General features: G+C 62.2%; 17 protein-coding genes. All 17 read left to right on the top strand.

Annotated elements, in window-relative coordinates; all coding sequences use genetic code 11:
- The first annotated feature begins 3 nt into the window (after positions 1-3).
- Entirely contained in the window at positions 4-4,725 is a 4,722-nt protein-coding gene (locus tag NMB41_RS24425; protein WP_494380317.1) for a glutamate synthase-related protein, read from the top strand.
- A gap of 114 nt (positions 4,726-4,839) precedes the next feature.
- A complete protein-coding gene (locus tag NMB41_RS24420; RefSeq protein WP_494380316.1) occupies positions 4,840-6,303 on the top strand; it encodes a glutamate synthase subunit beta in 1,464 nt (487 codons plus the stop codon).
- Between the two features lie 285 nt (positions 6,304-6,588).
- Positions 6,589-7,392 carry an ABC transporter ATP-binding protein gene (locus NMB41_RS24415; RefSeq protein WP_494380315.1) on the top strand — a complete coding sequence of 268 codons (804 nt, stop codon included), beginning with the start codon at positions 6,589-6,591 and terminating at the stop codon, positions 7,390-7,392.
- A complete protein-coding gene (gene mlaE / locus NMB41_RS24410) occupies positions 7,389-8,171 on the top strand; it encodes a lipid asymmetry maintenance ABC transporter permease subunit MlaE (protein WP_494380314.1) in 783 nt (260 codons plus the stop codon). Before NMB41_RS24415 ends, mlaE begins: the two co-directional genes overlap by 4 nt.
- Before the next feature lie 62 nt (positions 8,172-8,233).
- Positions 8,234-8,707 (top strand): outer membrane lipid asymmetry maintenance protein MlaD, encoded by a 474-nt coding sequence (gene mlaD / locus NMB41_RS24405; protein ID WP_494380313.1) that lies wholly within the window; start codon positions 8,234-8,236, stop codon positions 8,705-8,707.
- Positions 8,704-9,513 (top strand): MlaA family lipoprotein, encoded by an 810-nt coding sequence (locus NMB41_RS24400; protein ID WP_494380312.1) that lies wholly within the window; start codon positions 8,704-8,706, stop codon positions 9,511-9,513. The genes mlaD and NMB41_RS24400 overlap by 4 nt, the downstream gene beginning before the upstream one ends.
- A 75-nt stretch (positions 9,514-9,588) precedes the next feature.
- Entirely contained in the window at positions 9,589-10,236 is a 648-nt protein-coding gene (locus tag NMB41_RS24395) for an MlaC/ttg2D family ABC transporter substrate-binding protein (RefSeq protein ID WP_494380311.1), read from the top strand.
- A 2-nt stretch (positions 10,237-10,238) separates the two neighbouring features.
- Positions 10,239-10,514: an STAS domain-containing protein gene (locus NMB41_RS24390; RefSeq protein ID WP_494380310.1), complete on the top strand. Its 276-nt coding sequence runs from the start codon at positions 10,239-10,241 to the stop codon at positions 10,512-10,514.
- Between the two features lie 173 nt (positions 10,515-10,687).
- Positions 10,688-11,623 (top strand): ABC transporter ATP-binding protein, encoded by a 936-nt coding sequence (locus NMB41_RS24385; protein WP_494380309.1) that lies wholly within the window; start codon positions 10,688-10,690, stop codon positions 11,621-11,623.
- On the top strand, positions 11,620-12,387 hold the full coding sequence (locus NMB41_RS24380) for an ABC transporter permease (protein WP_494380308.1): 768 nt from the start codon (positions 11,620-11,622) through the stop codon (positions 12,385-12,387). The genes NMB41_RS24385 and NMB41_RS24380 overlap by 4 nt, the downstream gene beginning before the upstream one ends.
- A gap of 17 nt (positions 12,388-12,404) precedes the next feature.
- A complete protein-coding gene (locus tag NMB41_RS24375) occupies positions 12,405-12,641 on the top strand; it encodes a BolA family protein (protein ID WP_056341013.1) in 237 nt (78 codons plus the stop codon).
- Positions 12,642-13,892: a UDP-N-acetylglucosamine 1-carboxyvinyltransferase gene (gene murA, locus NMB41_RS24370; RefSeq protein WP_494380307.1), complete on the top strand. Its 1,251-nt coding sequence runs from the start codon at positions 12,642-12,644 to the stop codon at positions 13,890-13,892.
- Between the two features lie 7 nt (positions 13,893-13,899).
- Positions 13,900-14,574: an ATP phosphoribosyltransferase gene (gene hisG / locus NMB41_RS24365; RefSeq protein ID WP_494380306.1), complete on the top strand. Its 675-nt coding sequence runs from the start codon at positions 13,900-13,902 to the stop codon at positions 14,572-14,574.
- A 12-nt stretch (positions 14,575-14,586) separates the two neighbouring features.
- Positions 14,587-15,909, top strand: coding sequence for a histidinol dehydrogenase (gene hisD, locus NMB41_RS24360; RefSeq protein WP_494380305.1), 1,323 nt, complete (start codon positions 14,587-14,589; stop codon positions 15,907-15,909).
- Complete coding sequence (locus NMB41_RS24355; RefSeq protein ID WP_494380304.1) at positions 15,906-16,763, top strand: DNA-methyltransferase; 858 nt, start codon at positions 15,906-15,908, stop codon at positions 16,761-16,763. The genes hisD and NMB41_RS24355 overlap by 4 nt, the downstream gene beginning before the upstream one ends.
- A complete protein-coding gene (gene hisC / locus NMB41_RS24350) occupies positions 16,760-17,857 on the top strand; it encodes a histidinol-phosphate transaminase (protein ID WP_494380303.1) in 1,098 nt (365 codons plus the stop codon). Before NMB41_RS24355 ends, hisC begins: the two co-directional genes overlap by 4 nt.
- 18 nt (positions 17,858-17,875) lie before the next feature.
- Positions 17,876-18,466 (top strand): imidazoleglycerol-phosphate dehydratase HisB, encoded by a 591-nt coding sequence (gene hisB / locus NMB41_RS24345; RefSeq protein WP_489874867.1) that lies wholly within the window; start codon positions 17,876-17,878, stop codon positions 18,464-18,466.
- Positions 18,467-18,469 lie beyond the last annotated feature (3 nt).

Raw genomic sequence — 18,469 nt, 5'->3', positions numbered from 1 at the left:
CGCATGATTGCCCAAGGTTTATACGATCCCGCCAATGAACATGACGCCTGCGGCGTCGGTTTTGTTGCCCATATCAAAGGCAATAAAAGCCATTCCATTATTGATCAGGGGTTGTTGATCCTGAAGAATCTGGATCACCGGGGCGCCGTTGGCGCCGATCCCCTGATGGGCGATGGCGCCGGCATCCTGATCCAGATTCCCGACCAGTATTTCCGCGACGAGATGGCCAAGCAGGGCGTCGAGCTGCCGCCGCCCGGCGAATACGGCGTCGGCATGGTCTTCCTGCCGAAGGAACACGCCTCGCGCATCGCCTGTGAACAGGAAATCGAGCGCGCCGTGCGCATCGAAGGGCAAGTCGTCCTCGGCTGGCGCAATGTGCCGGTCGACGAAGCGATGCCGATGTCGCCCACCGTGCGCGCCAAGGAACCGGTGATCCGCCAGATTTTCATCGGCCGCGGCCCGGACATCATGGTCACCGATGCACTCGAACGTAAGCTGTATGTGATCCGCAAATCCTCGGGCCACGCGATCCAGGCGCTGAAACTGTTACATGGCAAGGAATTCTTCGTGCCCTCGATGTCGGCGCGCACGATCGTCTATAAAGGTTTGTTACTGGCCGACCAGGTCGGCGTCTATTACAAAGACCTGCAGGATCCGCGCTGCGTCTCCGCGCTCGCCCTGGTGCACCAGCGCTTCTCCACGAATACCTTCCCCGAATGGCCGCTGGCCCACCCGTACCGCCTGATTGCGCATAACGGCGAGATCAACACGGTCAAGGGCAATTTCAACTGGACCCGTGCCCGTGAAGGCATGATGAAGTCGGCCGTGCTGGGCGACGACCTGCATAAGCTGTTCCCGCTGATTTACGAGGGCCAGTCCGATACCGCCTGCTTCGACAATGCGCTCGAACTGCTGGTGATGGCCGGCTATCCGATCGCCCAGGCGATGATGATGATGATTCCCGAAGCCTGGGAAAACCACACCTCGATGGACGAGAACCGCAAGGCCTTCTACGAATACCATGCGGCGATGATGGAGCCGTGGGACGGCCCCGCCGCCATGGCATTTACCGACGGGCGTCACATTGGCGGCACGCTGGACCGCAATGGCTTGCGTCCGGCGCGCTATGTCGTGACCGAAGACGACCTCGTCGTAATGGCGTCGGAGTCGGGCGTGCTGCCGATTCCGGAATCGCGCATCGTCAAGAAATGGCGTCTGCAGCCGGGCAAGATGTTCCTGATCGACCTGGAAGCAGGCCGCATCATCGACGACAAGGAATTGAAAGACACCTATTCGAACGCCAAGCCGTATAAAGCCTGGATCAAGTCGGTGCGCATCAAGCTCAATGAAATCAAACTGAGCGAGTCGCAGCTGGCGCAAAACCGGCTGAAAGACACCCCGGCGCAGGGCGAAAAAGCGGCAATCTCCCTGCTCGACCGTCAGCAAGCCTTCGGCTACACCCAGGAAGATTTGAAATTCCTGATGGCGCCAATGGCGGTGCTGGCCGAAGAAGCGACCGGTTCGATGGGCAACGACTCGCCGCTGGCGGTGATGTCGAACAAGCTCAAACCTTTGTACAACTATTTCAAACAATTGTTTGCTCAGGTGACGAACCCGCCGATCGACCCGATCCGCGAAGCGATGGTGATGTCGCTGGTGTCCTTCATCGGTCCGAAGCCGAACCTGCTGGACACCAACAACGTCAATCCGCCGATGCGCCTGGAAGTGTCGCAGCCGGTACTCGGTTTCGACGACATGGCGCGCCTGCGCAACATCAGCCTGCATACCGGCGGCAAGTTCAAATCGTATGAATTGAACATCTGCTACCCGGTCGCCTGGGGCAAGGAGGGCATCGAAGCCTCGCTGGCCTCGCTCTGCGCGGAAGCGGTCGACGCCGTGAAATCGGGCCACAACATCCTGGTGATCTCGGACCGGAATATCTCGACCGACGTGGTCGCCATTCCCGCCCTGCTGGCAACCTCGACCATCCACCAGCACCTGGTGATGCGCGGCCTGCGCGCCTCGACCGGCCTGGTTGTCGAAACCGGTTCGGCCCGCGAAACCCACCACTTCGCACTGCTGGCCGGCTATGGCGCCGAAGCCGTTCACCCCTATCTTGCGCTGGAAACCCTGGCCGACCTGGCCCAGCACCTGCCGCACGAAATGGCGCCCGACGTCGCCTGCTACAACTACACCAAGGCGATCGGCAAGGGCCTCATGAAGGTCATGTCGAAGATGGGCATTTCGACCTACATGTCCTACTGCGGCGCCCAGATCTTCGAAGCCGTTGGCCTGAATAAATCGCTGGTCGACAAATACTTCCGCGGCACCTCGTCGACGGTGGAAGGCATCGGCCTGTTCGAAGTGGCGGAAGAAGCGCTGCGCCTGCACAACCTGGCCTTCGGTCCCGATCCGCTGCTGGCCAATGCGCTCGATACCGGCGGCGAATATGCCTTCCGCGTGCGCGGCGAAGACCACATGTGGACGCCGGACGCGATCGCCAAGCTGCAGCACTCGACCCGTGCCAACAATTTCAGCACCTATAAAGAGTACGCCCAGATCATCAACGACCAGAGCCGCCGTCACCTGACGCTGCGCGGCCTGTTCGAGTTCAAGATCGATCCAAGTAAAGCGATTCCGCTGGGCGAAGTCGAGCCTGCGAAAGACATCGTCAAGCGTTTTGCTACCGGCGCCATGTCGCTCGGCTCGATCTCGACCGAAGCGCACGCCACGCTGGCGATCGCCATGAACCGCATCGGCGGCAAGAGCAATACGGGTGAGGGTGGCGAAGATCCGCGCCGCTACCTGAACGAATTCAAGGGTATTAAAATTTCCAAGGGCGAGACCCTGGCCTCGGTGCTGGGTGCCGACCGCGTGGCGATCGACCTGCCGCTGGAAGAAGGCGATTCGCTGCGCTCGAAAATCAAGCAGGTCGCCTCGGGCCGCTTCGGCGTCACGGCGGAATACCTCAATTCCGCCGACCAGATCCAGATCAAGATGGCGCAGGGCGCAAAACCGGGCGAAGGCGGTCAGCTGCCGGGCCACAAGGTGTCGGAATACATCGCGAGTCTGCGCTTCTCGGTGCCGGGCGTGGGCCTGATCTCTCCGCCGCCGCACCACGACATCTATTCGATCGAAGACCTGGCGCAGCTGATCCACGACCTGAAAAACGCGAATCCGCGTGCCTCGATCTCGGTGAAACTGGTGTCGGAAGTGGGCATCGGCACGGTGGCTGCGGGCGTCTCGAAAGCCAAGGCCGATCACGTGGTCGTCGCCGGCCACGATGGCGGCACCGGTGCTTCGCCGCTGTCGTCCGTGAAACATGCGGGCACGCCGTGGGAACTGGGTCTCGCAGAGACCCAACAAACTCTGGTCCTGAATGGCTTGCGCAGCCGCGTGCGGGTGCAGGCCGACGGCCAGATGAAGACCGGCCGCGACGTCGTGATCGCCGCCATGCTGGGCGCCGACGAAATCGGTTTCGCGACCGCGCCGCTGGTGGTCGAAGGTTGCATCATGATGCGCAAATGCCACCTGAACACCTGCCCGGTGGGCGTGGCCACGCAAGACCCGGTCCTGCGCGCCAAGTTCCAGGGTAAACCTGAACACGTGGTGAACTACTTCTTCTTCGTCGCCGAAGAAGCGCGCCAGTTGATGGCCCAGCTCGGCATCCGGACCTACGACGAACTGATCGGCCGCGCCGACCTGCTCGACAAATCGAGCGCGATCACGCACTGGAAGGCGCAGGGCCTGGATTTCTCGAACATCTTCTATCAGCCGAAGACCGATTCGCTGCGCAACCTGTTCCATACCGGCGAGCAGGACCACGGCCTGGACCGCGCGCTCGACCATAAACTGATCGCGCAGGCAAAAGCGGCACTCGAAAAGGGCGAGCGCGTTTCCTTCATTTCCCCGGTGCGCAACGTCAACCGCACGGTCGGCACCATGCTTTCGGGCGAAGTGGCCAAGCGTTACGGCCACGCCGGCCTGCCGGACGACACCATCCACATCCAGCTGCAGGGCACCGCCGGGCAATCGGCGGCCGCCTTCCTGGCGGCGGGCATCACGCTCGACCTGGTGGGCGAAGGCAACGACTACGTCGGCAAGGGCTTATCCGGCGGACGCGTGATCGTGCGTCCGAACACGGAATTCCGCGGCTGGGCAGTCGACAACATCATCGTCGGCAACACTGTGCTGTACGGCGCGATTTCCGGTGAAGCCTTCTTCAACGGCGTGGCCGGCGAACGTTTCGCGGTGCGTAACTCGGGCGCGACGACCGTGGTCGAAGGCTGCGGCGACCATGGCTGCGAATACATGACCGGCGGCACGGTCGTGGTGCTGGGCGAGACCGGACGCAATTTCGCGGCCGGCATGTCGGGCGGCGTGGCCTATGTCTACGATCCGAAGAACGAGTTCGAGACGCGCTGCAACACCACCATGGTGAACCTGGAACGCGTGGTCTCGACCAAGGAGCAGGGCGATATCTCCGGCTGGCACAGCCAGAGCCGCGAAACGGACCGGGAATCGGATGAAGTCATCCTGCGCCGCCTGATCGAACGCCATTTCAAGTACACCGGCAGCACCCGCGCCCGCAATTTGCTGGATGACTGGGCCAACAGCCGCGGCAAGTTCGTGAAGGTCTTCCCGACCGAGTACAAGCGCGCGCTGGAAGAAATGCACAACAGCAGCATGGAAGAAGCGAACGACAAGATCGAGCTCGCGGCGTAAAGCAGCAAAGTGTAGCGTGGGCGGCTCGTAATTCAGGCCACTGGCCTGAATTACCCCACGCGTTCAACCAGCGCTAAAGCAGCCGCGCTGCACCAAGATTAAAAGGAATAAAACGTGGGCAAAATCACCGGCTTCATGGAATTCGAACGGCAGGAAGAAGATCACCTGGATCCTGCCGCACGCGTCAAGAATTTCAAGGAATTCACCATCACCCTGACCGACGGCCAGGCCAAGGTGCAGGGCGCGCGCTGCATGGATTGCGGCATCCCCTTCTGCAACACGGGCTGCCCGGTGAACAACCAGATCCCCGACTGGAACGACCTGGTCTATCACAACAATTACCGGGCCGCGATCGAGAACCTGCACTCGACGAATAACTTCCCTGAAGTGACCGGCCGCATCTGCCCGGCGCCCTGCGAATCGGCCTGCACGCTGGGCATCAATGACGAGCCGGTCGGCATCAAGTCGATCGAACGCAAGATCGCCGACGCCGGCTGGGAGCACGGCTATGTCGTGCCGCAGCCGCCGTTGGTAAAAACCGGGAAGAAGGTTGCCGTGGTCGGATCCGGCCCTGCAGGCCTGGCCGCCGCCCAGCAGCTGGCGCGCGCCGGCCACGAGGTGACGGTGTTCGAAAAAAGCGACCGCATCGGCGGCCTGCTGCGCTACGGCATCCCCGATTTCAAGATGGAAAAGGGTTTGATCGACCGCCGCATCGAGCAGATGCAGGCCGAGGGCGTGACCTTCCGCACCAGTGTCCTGATCGGAAAGGATTTCCCTGCCGCGGTCAGCAATATGGCGCGCGACACGATCTTCCCTGAAGATTTGAGCGCCGCATTCGACGCCGTCGTGATGGCCGGCGGCGCCGAGCAGCCGCGCGACCTGCCGGTGCCGGGGCGCGAGCTGAAGGGCGTGCATTACGCGATGGATTTCCTGCCGCAGCAAAACCGCGTGAATGCCGGCGATAAATTGAAAGACCAGATCAAGGCGACCGGCAAGCACGTGGTCGTGATCGGCGGCGGCGATACCGGTTCCGACTGTGTCGGCACCTCGAACCGCCAGGGCGCGGCGACGGTGACCCAGTTCGAACTGATGGCGATGCCGCCGGAACACGAGAACAAACCCCTGGTCTGGCCTTACTGGCCGACCAAGCTGCGCACCTCGTCCTCGCACGAAGAAGGCTGCGAACGCGATTTCGCGGTGGCCACGAAACGTTTTGAGGGCAAGAACGGCAAAGTCGAAAAGCTGATCGCCTGCCGCGTCGAGTGGAAAGACGGCAAGATGATCGAAGTGGCGAACAGCGAATTCGAGATGAAGGCCGATCTCGTGTTCCTGGCCATGGGTTTTGTGTCGCCGGTGCAGCAGGTGCTGGACGCTTTCGGCGTGCAGAAGGATGCGCGCGGCAATGCACGCGCCACGACCGATGGCGAAACTTGTTACCAGACCTCGGCGCCGAAAGTATTCGTGGCGGGCGACATGCGCCGCGGCCAGTCGCTGGTGGTGTGGGCGATTCGCGAAGGCAGACAGTGCGCGCGCGCGGTGGATGAGTTCCTGATGGGTACTTCGGTACTACCGCGGTAGCAGGCGTCATCTTTATGTAGGGTGGAGCGGGTCGCCACCCGGTCCACCCTACATTGTCTTGGCGCATGCTGCTGGGAGGTAATATTGACGTAAAACAATGAATTGCAATGTTGACATATATGCATATCTCAACAAAAACAATGACTTGCGGAATGAAATAGCTGACTCTTCGGTTATTAGTGTTGTAGCAATACGTCGGAAGCAAGTGTGAAACGGGGCTGTCCCAAGCAAGGATTGCAGTTTCTGCACTACAATACGAGATTCCCAAATCCGACTATCGCCTCTGTGTCTAACCTTGTAGAAATACGTGATCTCGAGTTCGCCTATGGCGATCGCAAGATTCTGTCGAACCTGCGCATGGATTTCCCGCGTGGCAAGCTCATTGCCGTGATGGGTGGTTCCGGCTGCGGCAAGACCACGGTACTGCGCCTGATTGGCGGACAGATTCGTCCGCAACGCGGCGAAGTCCGGGTCGGCGGCGAAGTCGTGCACAAATTGAACACCGAAGGCCTGTACCGCCTGCGTCGGCGCATGGGCATGCTGTTCCAGTTCGGCGCGCTGTTCACCGACCTGACCCTGTTCGACAACGTCGCCTTCCCGCTGCGCGAGCATACTGACCTTGCGGAAGAGCTGATCCGCGACCTGGTGCTGATGAAGCTGAACGCCGTCGGCCTGCGCAACGCCTCCAAATTAAAGCCGCGTGAAATTTCGGGCGGCATGGCGCGCCGCGTCGCCGTGGCCCGTGCGATCGCGCTCGATCCCGAACTGATCATGTACGACGAGCCGTTTGCCGGCCTCGATCCGATCTCGATGGGCCTGACCGCCAGCCTGATCCGCAACCTGAACGACGCCCTCGGTTCGACCTCGATCCTGGTCTCGCACGACGTCCACGAAACCTTCGCCATCGCCGACTACGTTTATTTTATGTCGGCCGGCAAGATCGTTGCCGAAGGCACGCCGGCCGAGCTGCGCGTTTCGACCGATCCCTACGTCAAGCAGTTCGTCAACGCCGAGCCGGACGGCCCGGTGCCCTTCCATTATCCGGGTAAGTCGCTGGCCGACGACCTGGGCCTGGGAGTGCCGCGATGATCCTGCGTTTCCTGGAGTCCGCCGGCGCCACCGCGCGCGAATCAGTCGAGAGCCTCGGTTTTGCAACGCGCGCTTTCTTCAACCTGCTGCGTTTTTCGCCGGGGGCCTTCCGCCGTCCGACCCTGATTTCCGAGCAGGTCCATTTTATTGGCAACTACTCGCTGCTCATCACCATCGTGTCCGGCCTCTTCGTCGGTCTCGTGCTGGGCCTGCAGTTCTATGTCAACCTGATCCAGTTCGGCGCCGAAGACAAGCTCGGTTCGCTGGTCGCCCTGTCGCTGATCCGCGAACTCGGTCCGGTCGTGACCGCGCTCCTGTTCGCGGGCCGTGCCGGCACCTCGCTCACCGCCGAAATCGGCCTGATGAAGTCCAACGAAGAGCTGTCGGCCATGGAAATGATGGCCGTTAACCCGGTGCAGCGCGTGCTGGCGCCCCGTTTCTGGGGCGGCGTGATCGCCATGCCGGTGCTCGCTGCCGTGTTCTCGGCCGTCGGCATCATGGGCAGCTACCTGGTCGCCGTCAAAATGCTCAGTCTGGATGAAGGCGCGTTCTGGTCGCAGATGCAGGCCGGCGTCGACGTCAACCGTGACGTGGTCAGCAGCGTCATTAAAAGTTTCGTGTTCGGCATTGCGGTGACGTTTACTGCAGTGTTCCAGGGTTATCACGTCAAGCCGACCCCGGCCGACGTGGCACGCGCCACCACGCGCACTGTCGTCATCGCTTCGCTGCTGGTACTGGGCCTGGATTTCGTGATGACGGCCCTGATGTTCGCGCAGTAAGCAAATAAATAAGAATCGTTTCGTTTGGCCGCGCACAGACGGCCTGAATACTAGGAAATACTATGCACCGTAAAATCATCGATGTCTGGGTCGGCCTGTTTGTCCTCTTGGGCGCTGCCGCTGTCTTGTTCCTGGCGCTGCAGGCAGGGAATATGAGCTCGCTTTCGTTTGCCGAAACCTATGCCGTCGTTGGCAAATTCGACAACATTGGTGGATTGAAGCCGCAGGCGCCAGTCAAGAGCGCCGGTGTCGTGGTCGGCCGGGTGGGCGACATCAGTTTCGACGACAAAACCTATCAGGCCAATGTGCGCCTCGATCTGGATCCAAACTACAAGTTCCCGAAGGATTCGTCGCTCAAAATCTTGACCGCGGGTCTGTTGGGTGAGCAATACATTGGCATCGAGCCGGGCGGCGACACGAAAAACCTCGTCGACGGCGATCGAATCAACCGTACGCAATCGGCCACCGTGCTGGAAGACCTGATCAATCAGTTCATCTACAGCAAGGCGGCCGAAGGAAAGGAAGGCAGTGAATGAAAAGCAAGAACATGAGTACCCTGCCGCGCTGGCGTGGCCTGGCACTGGCGGCAGCAAGCTGCGCCGCTTTGGCCGGCTGCGCAACCCCGAGCAACCCGCAGGACCCGCTGGAAAAGCTTAACCGCGCCACCTTCGCATTCAACGACACCGTCGACCGCGTGGCCCTCAAGCCTGCTGCGACCGCTTACCAGAAGGTGCTGCCAAGCTTCGTGCAAACAGGCGTGAGCAATTTTTTCGGTAACTTGTCGGATGCCTGGAGCTCGGTGAATAACGTGCTGCAAGGCAAGGGTGCGGACGGCGCGACCGATTTCATGCGCTTCGCCCTGAACTCGACCTTCGGCATTGCCGGCATCCTCGACATCGCCTCGGAAGCCGGCCTGCAGAAACACAACGAAGATTTCGGCCAGACGCTGGGCGTGTGGGGTGTTCCTTCGGGTCCCTACTTGATGTTGCCACTGTTGGGCCCATCTACGATTCGTGACACCGCGGCCTTGCCTGCCGACATGTGGGCCGATGCCTGGACCACCGTCACGCCGGTCAGCACGCGCAACATCGGTATCGGCGTGCGCGCCATCGACCAGCGCGCCGCGATCCTGGACGCATCGAGCCTGATGGAAGATGCCGCCCTCGACCGTTACGAATTCATCCGTGACGGCTTCATGCAGCGCCGCGAAAGCCGCGTGCGTGATGGCGAATCGGCGCCGCGCGAGGATGCGCCGGCAGCCGATGCGCCAGCCGCGCCGGCATCGAACACCCAGGTGGTGCCGACGCCGGCCTCGAGCGAAGCCGAACAGCCGCGGAAGTAATAGTTCGTAAAACAGCTCGCGGGCTGGATGAAACGCCTGCAAGCTGTTTTCTTCAAACATTAAAAAAGAGAGCTCATGAAACCAATCGCCCAACTCATCGCCACCGCCGCAACCCTCGTGTTCGCGACCAGCGTCATCGCCGCGCCAGCCCCGGCCACCAATGAGGCACCGGACGTGCTCGTCAAGCGCATCAGCGCCGACGTCATCGACACCGTCAAGGCCGACAAGGACATTCAGTCCGGCAACCGCAACAAGATCATGGAACTGGTCAATTCGAAGATCCTGCCGTATGTCGACGCCGAGAAGATGACGGCCCAGGCAGCCGGCCGCTTCTGGCGCCAGGCCACCCCGGAACAGCAAAAGCGCCTGTCGGAAGAATTCCGCACGCTGCTGGTGTACACTTATTCGGGCGCGCTGTCGCAGATTAAGAACGAAACCGTCGAATTCAAGCCAATGCGCTCGCAACCGACCGACACCGACGTTGAAGTGCGTTCGCAGGTGAACGTTGCCCGTGGCGAGCCGATCACCCTGAACTACCGCCTGTCGAAGGAGAGCGGCGGCTGGAAAATCTACGACATCAACGTGCTGGGCGCGTGGCTGGTCGAGACCTACAAGGGCACGTTTGCCGCCGAGATCAACAAGTCGGGCGTCGACGGCCTGATCACCAAGCTGGCCGACCGCAACAAGCAACTGGCCAACAAGCCACTGAAGGCCCCGAAGTAAACATGGCTGAAGCAAATCCGATGCTGTCGCTCGACGCACTGACCTTCGAGACCGCGCAAGCGGCTCTGGACCAGGGCTATGTTGCGATCAAGGCCGGCGAGACCGTGTTCGACCTGGGCGGCGTGCATGCCGCCGATTCGTCCGGCGTGGCCCTGCTGCTGGCCTGGCAGCGCCACGCACGCGATGCGGGGCAGAAGCTTACGTTTATTAATGTGCCCAGCAATATCGATGCGCTGACGCATTTGTATGGGCTCGACGGCTTGCTGGCACGAAGCTAAATCGCGCGGCATCGCAAGGGACGTATCGTGGGCGACATTGCCGTCCGCGATACGTCCCTTTCCTTTTGCGGGCATCCAATGCCGCCAGGCTCTTGCATTCCCGATTTCCCCTATAATGGGCAGTTTCCCCGCCCGGTTTGCGCACGCCTGTGCTGCGGCCACATCGAAGAATAATGACAGCGATCCAGATTAATAGCGTCGAGAAAAGCTACAAGGCCCTCAAAGCCCTGAAAGGCGTTTCCCTGACCATCGAGCAGGGCGAATTCTTCGGCCTGCTCGGGCCGAACGGCGCCGGCAAGACGACCCTGATCTCCACCATCGCCGGCCTGATCCGGCCCGATGTCGGCAGCGTCAAGATCCACGGCCACGATGTCGTCACCGATTTCCGTGAAGCGCGCAAGAAACTTGGCGTGGTGCCGCAGGAACTCGTGTTCGATCCCTTCTTCACGGTGCGCGAAACGCTGCGCCTGCAGTCGGGCTATTTCGGCATCAGGAACAACGACAAGTGGATCGACGAGGTCATGCACAACCTCGATCTCACCAACAAAGCCGACGTCAACATGCGCGCCTTGTCCGGCGGCATGAAGCGGCGGGTGCTCGTGGCGCAGGCGCTGGTGCATAAACCGCCCGTCATCGTGCTCGATGAGCCGACCGCCGGCGTCGACGTCGAATTGCGCCAGACCCTGTGGAAATTCATTTCGCGCCTGAACCGCGAAGGCGGGCACACGGTCGTGCTGACCACCCATTACCTGGAAGAAGCGCAGGCCATGTGCCAGCGCGTGGCGATGCTCAAATCGGGCCAGGTGGTGGCGCTCGATACGATGAGCGCGCTGCTGCGCCGCGTGTCGGGGTCGCAGCTGATCGTGCACCTGAAAAGCGGCGATTTGCCCGCCAGCCTGCGCCATTTGGTGTCGCATGACGAGCATGGCAATGGAAGCGGCAACAAATACAGCCTGCGCGTGAACGACTACGCGGAAGTCGAGCCGATCCTGGCGCGCCTGCGCGAGAGCGGGGCGGTCATCGACGAGATGCAGCTGCAGCAGGCTGACCTCGAGGATATTTTTATCCAGATTATGGGCGACGGGCAATCCGGAAAGGGCGCGCTGTGAGTTTCGTATCCGTGGGTTTCCGCACCCTGTTCTTCAAAGAGACGCTGCGCTTCTGGAAAGTCGCGACGCAAACCATCGCCGCGCCGATCCTGACGGCCATGCTCTACCTGCTGATCTTCGGCCACGTGCTCGAAGGCCGGGTCGAAGTCTATCCAGGGGTCAGCTATACCGCCTTCCTGGTGCCGGGCCTGGTGATGATGAGCGTGTTGCAGAACGCTTTTGCGAATGCGTCCTCGTCGCTGATCCAGTCCAAGATTACCGGCAACCTGGTGTTCATCCTGCTGCCGCCGCTGTCGCACTGGGAAATCCTGCTCGCCTATGTCGCCGCGTCGGTGGTGCGCGGCCTGGTGGTCGGCGCCGGCGTGTTCGCCATTACCGCCTGGTTCGCCCATCTGTCGTTCGCAGCGCCCTTGTGGATCATCGTGTTCGCCGTCCTGGGCGCGGCCATCCTCGGCACCCTGGGTGTGATCGCCGGTATCTGGGCCGATAAATTCGACCAGCTCGCCGCGTTCCAGAATTTCCTGATCATGCCGGCCACCTTCCTGGCAGGCGTGTTCTATTCGATCCACTCGCTGCCGGCATTCTGGCAGGCGGTCTCGCATTTCAACCCGTTCTTTTATATGATTGACGGGTTCCGCCACGGCTTCTTCGGCCAGTCCGATATCTCGCCGTGGACCAGCCTTGCCATCGTCTCCGCCTTCTTCGCGGTGCTCGCGGCAGTGGCGATCAAGCTGCTGCGCGGCGGCTATAAACTGCGTCATTGAAAACCTTAGGAATTATCGTGTCGACCACTCCAGAACTGATCCACAGCTACATCGAAAACGGCCTGCAATGCACGCATTTGCAGGTCGAGGGCGATGGACGTCACTTCTCGGCCCTGATCGTCTCGCCTGCCTTTGCCGGCAAGCGCCCGATCCAGCGCCACCAGCTGGTGTATGCGGCGCTGGGCGACCGCATGCGCGAAGAGATCCACGCGCTGTCGATGAAAACCCTGACCCCTGAAGAATACGGAGGCTAAATGGATAAGCTGCAAATCGTTGGCGGCAAACGCCTGAACGGCGAAATTTCGGTATCGGGCGCCAAGAATGCGGCGCTGCCGATCCTGTGCGCGGGCCTGTTGAGCTCCGGCGACGTCGAGCTGTCGAACGTACCGCGCCTGCACGACGTCAAAACCATTCTGAAGCTGCTCGAGCAGACCGGTTTGAAGGTGACCCAGGACGACGAAAACGTCACCCTGAACGGCGCCAACATCACCAGCCTCGAGGCACCTTACGAGCTGGTGAAAACCATGCGCGCATCGATCCTCGTGCTCGGCCCCCTGCTGGCGCGCTTCGGCGAAGCCAAGGTGTCGCTGCCGGGCGGCTGCGCGATCGGTTCGCGTCCGGTCGACCAGCACATCAAGGGCCTGCGTGCGATGGGCGCCGAGATCACGATCGAAGGCGGCTACATCTACGCGAAAGCCAAGAAGCTCAAGGGCGCGCGCATCCTGACCGACATGATCACCGTCACCGGCACCGAGAATTTGCTGATGGCCGCGACCCTGGCCGAAGGCGAGACGGTGCTGGAAAACGCCGCGCGCGAGCCGGAAGTGACCGACCTGGCCAACCTGCTGGTGGCCATGGGCGCGAAGATCGAGGGCATCGGCACCGACCGCCTGGTGATCCAGGGCGTGAGCGAGCTGCATGGCGCGAAGCACGCCGTGATTTCCGACCGCATCGAAGCGGCGACTTTCCTGTGCGCCGTGGCGGCCACCGGCGGCGACATCCTGCTGACCAATACCCGCACCGACATTTTCGATGTCGCGCTCGACAAGCTGCGCGAAGTCGGCCTGCAGATGGACGTCGGCACGAACACGATCCGTGCACGCATGGATGCGCGTCCGCACCCGGTCTCCTTCCGCACCACCGAATACCCGGGCTTCCCGACCGACATGCAGGCCCAGTTCATGGCGGTGAACACGATCGCCGCCGGCCCGAGCCGCGTGACCGAAACGATCTTCGAGAACCGCTTCATGCACGTGCAAGAGATGAACCGCCTCGGCGCCGCCATCTTCACGGAGGGGAATACCGCCTTGATCAAGGGCGTCGAGCGCCTGGTGGGCGCGCCCGTGATGGCGACCGACCTGCGCGCCTCGGCCTCGCTGGTGATCGCCGGCATGGCGGCCGAAGGCACGACCGTGATCGACCGCATCTACCACCTCGACCGCGGCTACGACCGCATGGAAGTCAAACTGTCGAAGGTCGGCGCGGACATCGTGCGCATTAAATAAGGTCGTCATGAGCATCGCAATTCAATCGACCGAGCCTGGCCTGATCCTGGCTTTGTCCAAAGGCCGGATTTTCGAGGACACGCTGCCGCTGCTGGAAGCGGCCGGCATCACCGTGCTCGAGAACCCGGAGACCTCGCGTAAACTCATCCTGGCGACCAACGACCCGGGCGTGCGCGTGCTGATCGTGCGCGCCTCGGACGTGCCGACCTATGTGCAGTATGGCGCGGCCGATTTCGGCGTGGCCGGCAAGGATGTGCTGCTCGAGCACGGCAGCGAAGGTCTATATCAACCGGTCGACCTGAACATCGCGACCTGCCGCATGTCGGTGGCGGTGCACGCGGGTTTTGACTACGAGAGCGCCGTGCGCCAGGGCGCGCGGTTACGCGTGGCGACCAAGTTCGTCAACACCGCGCGCCAGCACTTCGCGTCGAAAGGCGTGCACGTCGACCTCATTAAACTGTACGGCTCGATGGAACTGGCGCCGCTGGTCGGTTTGTCGGACGCCATCGTCGACGTGGTCTCGACCGGCAACACCCTGCGCGCCAACAACCTGGTCGAAGTCGAGAAGATCATGGAGATCTCCTCGCGCCTGGTCGTCAACCAGGCGGCATTGAAACTCAAGCGCGAGCGCCTGCAACCCATCATCGAAGCCTTCGAACGGGCTTCGAAACAATTTACGTAATAAGGCTGACCCATGGCTGTACAGATCCGCATGCTCGACTCCACCCACGACGGTTTTACCGAACAGCTGCATACGCTGCTCGCCTTTGAAGCCGGAACGGACGACGCGATCGAAACGGCCGTGACGCAGATTCTCGCCGACGTGAAAAAGCGTGGCGACGCCGCCGTGATCGAATACACCAACCGTTTCGATCGCGTCAGCGCGACCGGCATGGCCGCCTTCGACTTGTCGCAGGACGAATTGAACGCTGCGCTGGCGGCACTGCCCGAAGCCCAGCGCAGCGCGCTGCAGACGGCGGCCGAGCGCATCCGCGCCTTCCACGAACGCCAGAAGCAGGAACTCAAGGGTTTCAGTTATACCGAGCCCGATGGCACGGTGCTCGGCCAGCGCGTGACGCCCCTGGACCGGGTCGGCATCTATGTCCCGGGCGGGAAAGCCGCGTATCCGTCGTCGGTGCTGATGAATGCGATTCCGGCGCAAGTGGCTGGCGTGCAGGACATCGTCATGGTGGTGCCGACCCCGGACGGCGTCAAGAACCAGATGGTGCTGGCCGCCGCCGCGATTGCGGGCGTGACGCGCGTGATCACCATCGGCGGCGCCCAGGCCGTGGCCGCGCTGGCCTACGGTACCGAAACAATTCCGGCGGTCGATAAAATCGTCGGTCCCGGTAACGCCTATGTCGCCGCCGCCAAGCGCCGCGTGTTCGGCACGGTCGGCATCGACATGATCGCGGGCCCGTCGGAGATCCTGGTGCTGTGCGACGGCAGCACCGATCCGGACTGGGTCGCGATGGACCTGTTCTCGCAGGCCGAGCACGACGAGCTGGCGCAAGCCATCCTGCTGTGCCCGGACGCCGACTACATCGCCAAAGTGGAAGCGAGCATCCACAAGCTGCTGCCGACCATGCCGCGCCAGGACACCATCGTCACTTCGCTGACCGACCGCGGCGCCCTGATTAAAGTGCGCGACATGGACGAAGCCTGCGCCATTGCCAACGACATCGCCGCCGAGCACCTCGAGATCTCGGCCGAGAACCCGCAGCAGTGGGCCGATAAGATCCGCCACGCCGGCGCCATGTTCCTCGGCCAGTTCTCGTCCGAGGCGCTGGGCGACTATTGCTGCGGCCCGAACCACGTGCTGCCGACTTCGCGCACGGCGCGTTTTTCTTCGCCGCTGGGCGTCTACGATTTCCAGAAGCGCTCCTCGGTGCTGCAGGTGAGCGAGGCGGGCGCCCAGACGCTGGGTAAAGTGGCCGCCGAACTGGCTTACGGCGAAGGCCTGCAGGCGCACGCACGCAGCGCCGAGCTGCGCATCAAGCCCAAGCAGCAGCCATGACGGACTGGGTCAACCAGGTCTTCTGCGAGGACGCGCTGGCGGGACTGGCGCGCATCCCCGATGGCGCCGTTGACCTGATCCTGACCGACCCGCCCTACAACCTCGGTAAAGACTACGGCAACGGCTCCGACCAGCAAAGCGTCGAAGCCTACCTGGCCTGGACCGAGCAGTGGATCCATGCCGCGCTGCCGAAACTCAAACCCAACGGCAGCCTGTACATCTTCCTCACCTGGCGCTTCGCGCCCGAGATCTTCGTCATGCTCAAAAAGCGCATGACGATGATGAACGAGATCATCTGGGACCGGCGCGTGCCCTCGATGGGCGGCAGCGTGCGCAGCTTTAGCTCCGTACACGACACCATCGGCTTCTTCGTCAACCGCAAGGATTATTATTTCGACCTCGACGCGGTGCGCATCCCCTACGACGCGGCGACCAAGAAGGCGCGCTCGCGCTCGATTTTCATCGGCGCCAAGTGGCTGGAGGTGGGCTATAACCCGAAGGATTTGTGGAGCGTGTCGCGCCTGCACCGCGAGCATCCGGAGCGCGCCGACCACCCCACGCAAAAGCCGCTCGAAATCATCGAGCGCATGATCAAGGCCTCCTGCCCGGCGGGCGGCGTCGTGCTCGATCCCTTCATGGGCAGCGGCACCACGGCCATTGCAGCGCGCAACCTGGGGCGCCAGTTCGCCGGCTTCGAGCTGAACCCGGAATACTGCGCGATTATCCAGGCGCGCCTGGCCGCACCGGCACCGAGCCCCACCATCAAACAACGCAAGAGCATTGCGCGCGCAGCGAAAGCCGTGATCCGCGCCGCCAGTGCCACCAGCGCCACCGCCACCGAGGAGGAAGCATGAGCTTCATCGACAACCTGATCGCCAACGTCATCCGCGAGGATATCCGCGCCAACAGCGCCTATGTCGTGCCGGATGCGAGCGGTTTCATCAAACTCGATGCGATGGAAAATCCCTACGAGCTGCCTGCAGAACTGCGCGAAGAGCTGGCGCGGCGCCTGGCCGAAGCGGTGCTGAACCGCTATCCGGTGGCCTCGTATGCCACCCTCAAGGACAAGGTATGCAGCACGCTCGGCATCCCGGCCGGCTATGATGTCCTGCTCGGCAATGGCTCGGATGAGTTGATCCAGATCGTCACGACCACCGTCGCCAACCAGAAGCGCCGCGCCGCCGTGCTGGCGCCGGTGCCGGCCTTCGTCATGTATTCGCGCTCGGCCCAGTTCGCCGGCGCAGACTTCGTCGGCGTCAAGCTGAAAGACGATTTCACGCTCGACATGGACGCCATGCTGGCCGCGATCGCCCTGCACCAGCCGGCCGTGGTCTTCCTCGCCTACCCGAACAACCCGACCGGCAACCTGTTCGCCACCGAGGACATCGAAGCCATCCTGCGCGCCCTGGGCGACACCGGGATCGCCGTCCTGGACGAGGCTTACCAGCCCTTCGCCCGTGAAACCTTCATGGACCGTCTGGCCGAGTTCGAGAACCTGGTCGTGATGCGCACCGTGTCCAAGCTGGGCCTGGCCGGCATCCGACTCGGCTACATGACGGCCGCGCCCCAGCTGCTGGCCGAATTCGAGAAGGTGCGCCCGCCCTACAACGTCAACGTGCTGACCCAGGTGGCGGCCGAGTTCGTGCTCGACCATATCGAGGTGCTCGACGCCCAGGCCGCCAGCATCAACGCCGAGCGCGAGCGCTTGATGCCCGAACTGGCGGCGCTGCCGGGGGTCGAAGTATTTCCATCGTCGGCGAATTTCATCGCGCTGCGCGTACCCGATGCGGCCGCTGTCTGCGCAAAACTCCTGGATGAAAAGGTACTGATCAAAAATTTGAGTAAAATGCATGGATTGCTGGCCAATTGCATCCGTGTCACGGTCAGCACCCCGGACGAAAATTCCGCATTCCTGAATGCCTTGAAGGCGGCCCTTGCGGCTGCCTGACCCGACGAGCACCCTTTCATGACCCGCACCGCAGACATTACCCGCAATACCAACGAGACGCAGGTTCGCGTCTCGATCAATCTCGACGGCACCGGCCGCCAGAAGCTCAACACCGGCGTGCCCTTCCTCGACCACATGCTCGACCAGATCGCGCGCCACGGCATGTTCGATCTCGAAGTCGAGGCCGTGGGCGACCTGCACATCGACGCCCACCACACGGTCGAGGACACCGGCATCACGCTCGGCATGGCGGTTGCCAAAGCCGTCGGCGACAAGAAGGGCATGACCCGCTATGGCCATTCCTACGTGCCGCTGGATGAAGCGCTGTCGCGCGTGGTGATCGATTTCTCGGGCCGTCCCGGCCTGGAAATGCACATCCCCTGGACGCGCGCCATGATCGGCACCTTCGACGTCGACCTGACGGGCGAATTCTTCCGCGGCTTCGTGAACCACGCCGGCGTGACCCTGCACATTGATAACCTGCGCGGCGTGAACGCGCACCACCAGTGCGAGACGGTCTTCAAGGCCTTCGGCCGCGCGCTGCGCATGGCGACTACCTTAGATGAACGCGCCGCCGGCATCATCCCTTCGACCAAAGGCAGCCTGTAAGAT

Source organism: Massilia sp. FBCC-B171, from assembly GCF_059134155.1.
This window is presented reverse-complemented; position numbering and strand designations above follow the sequence as displayed.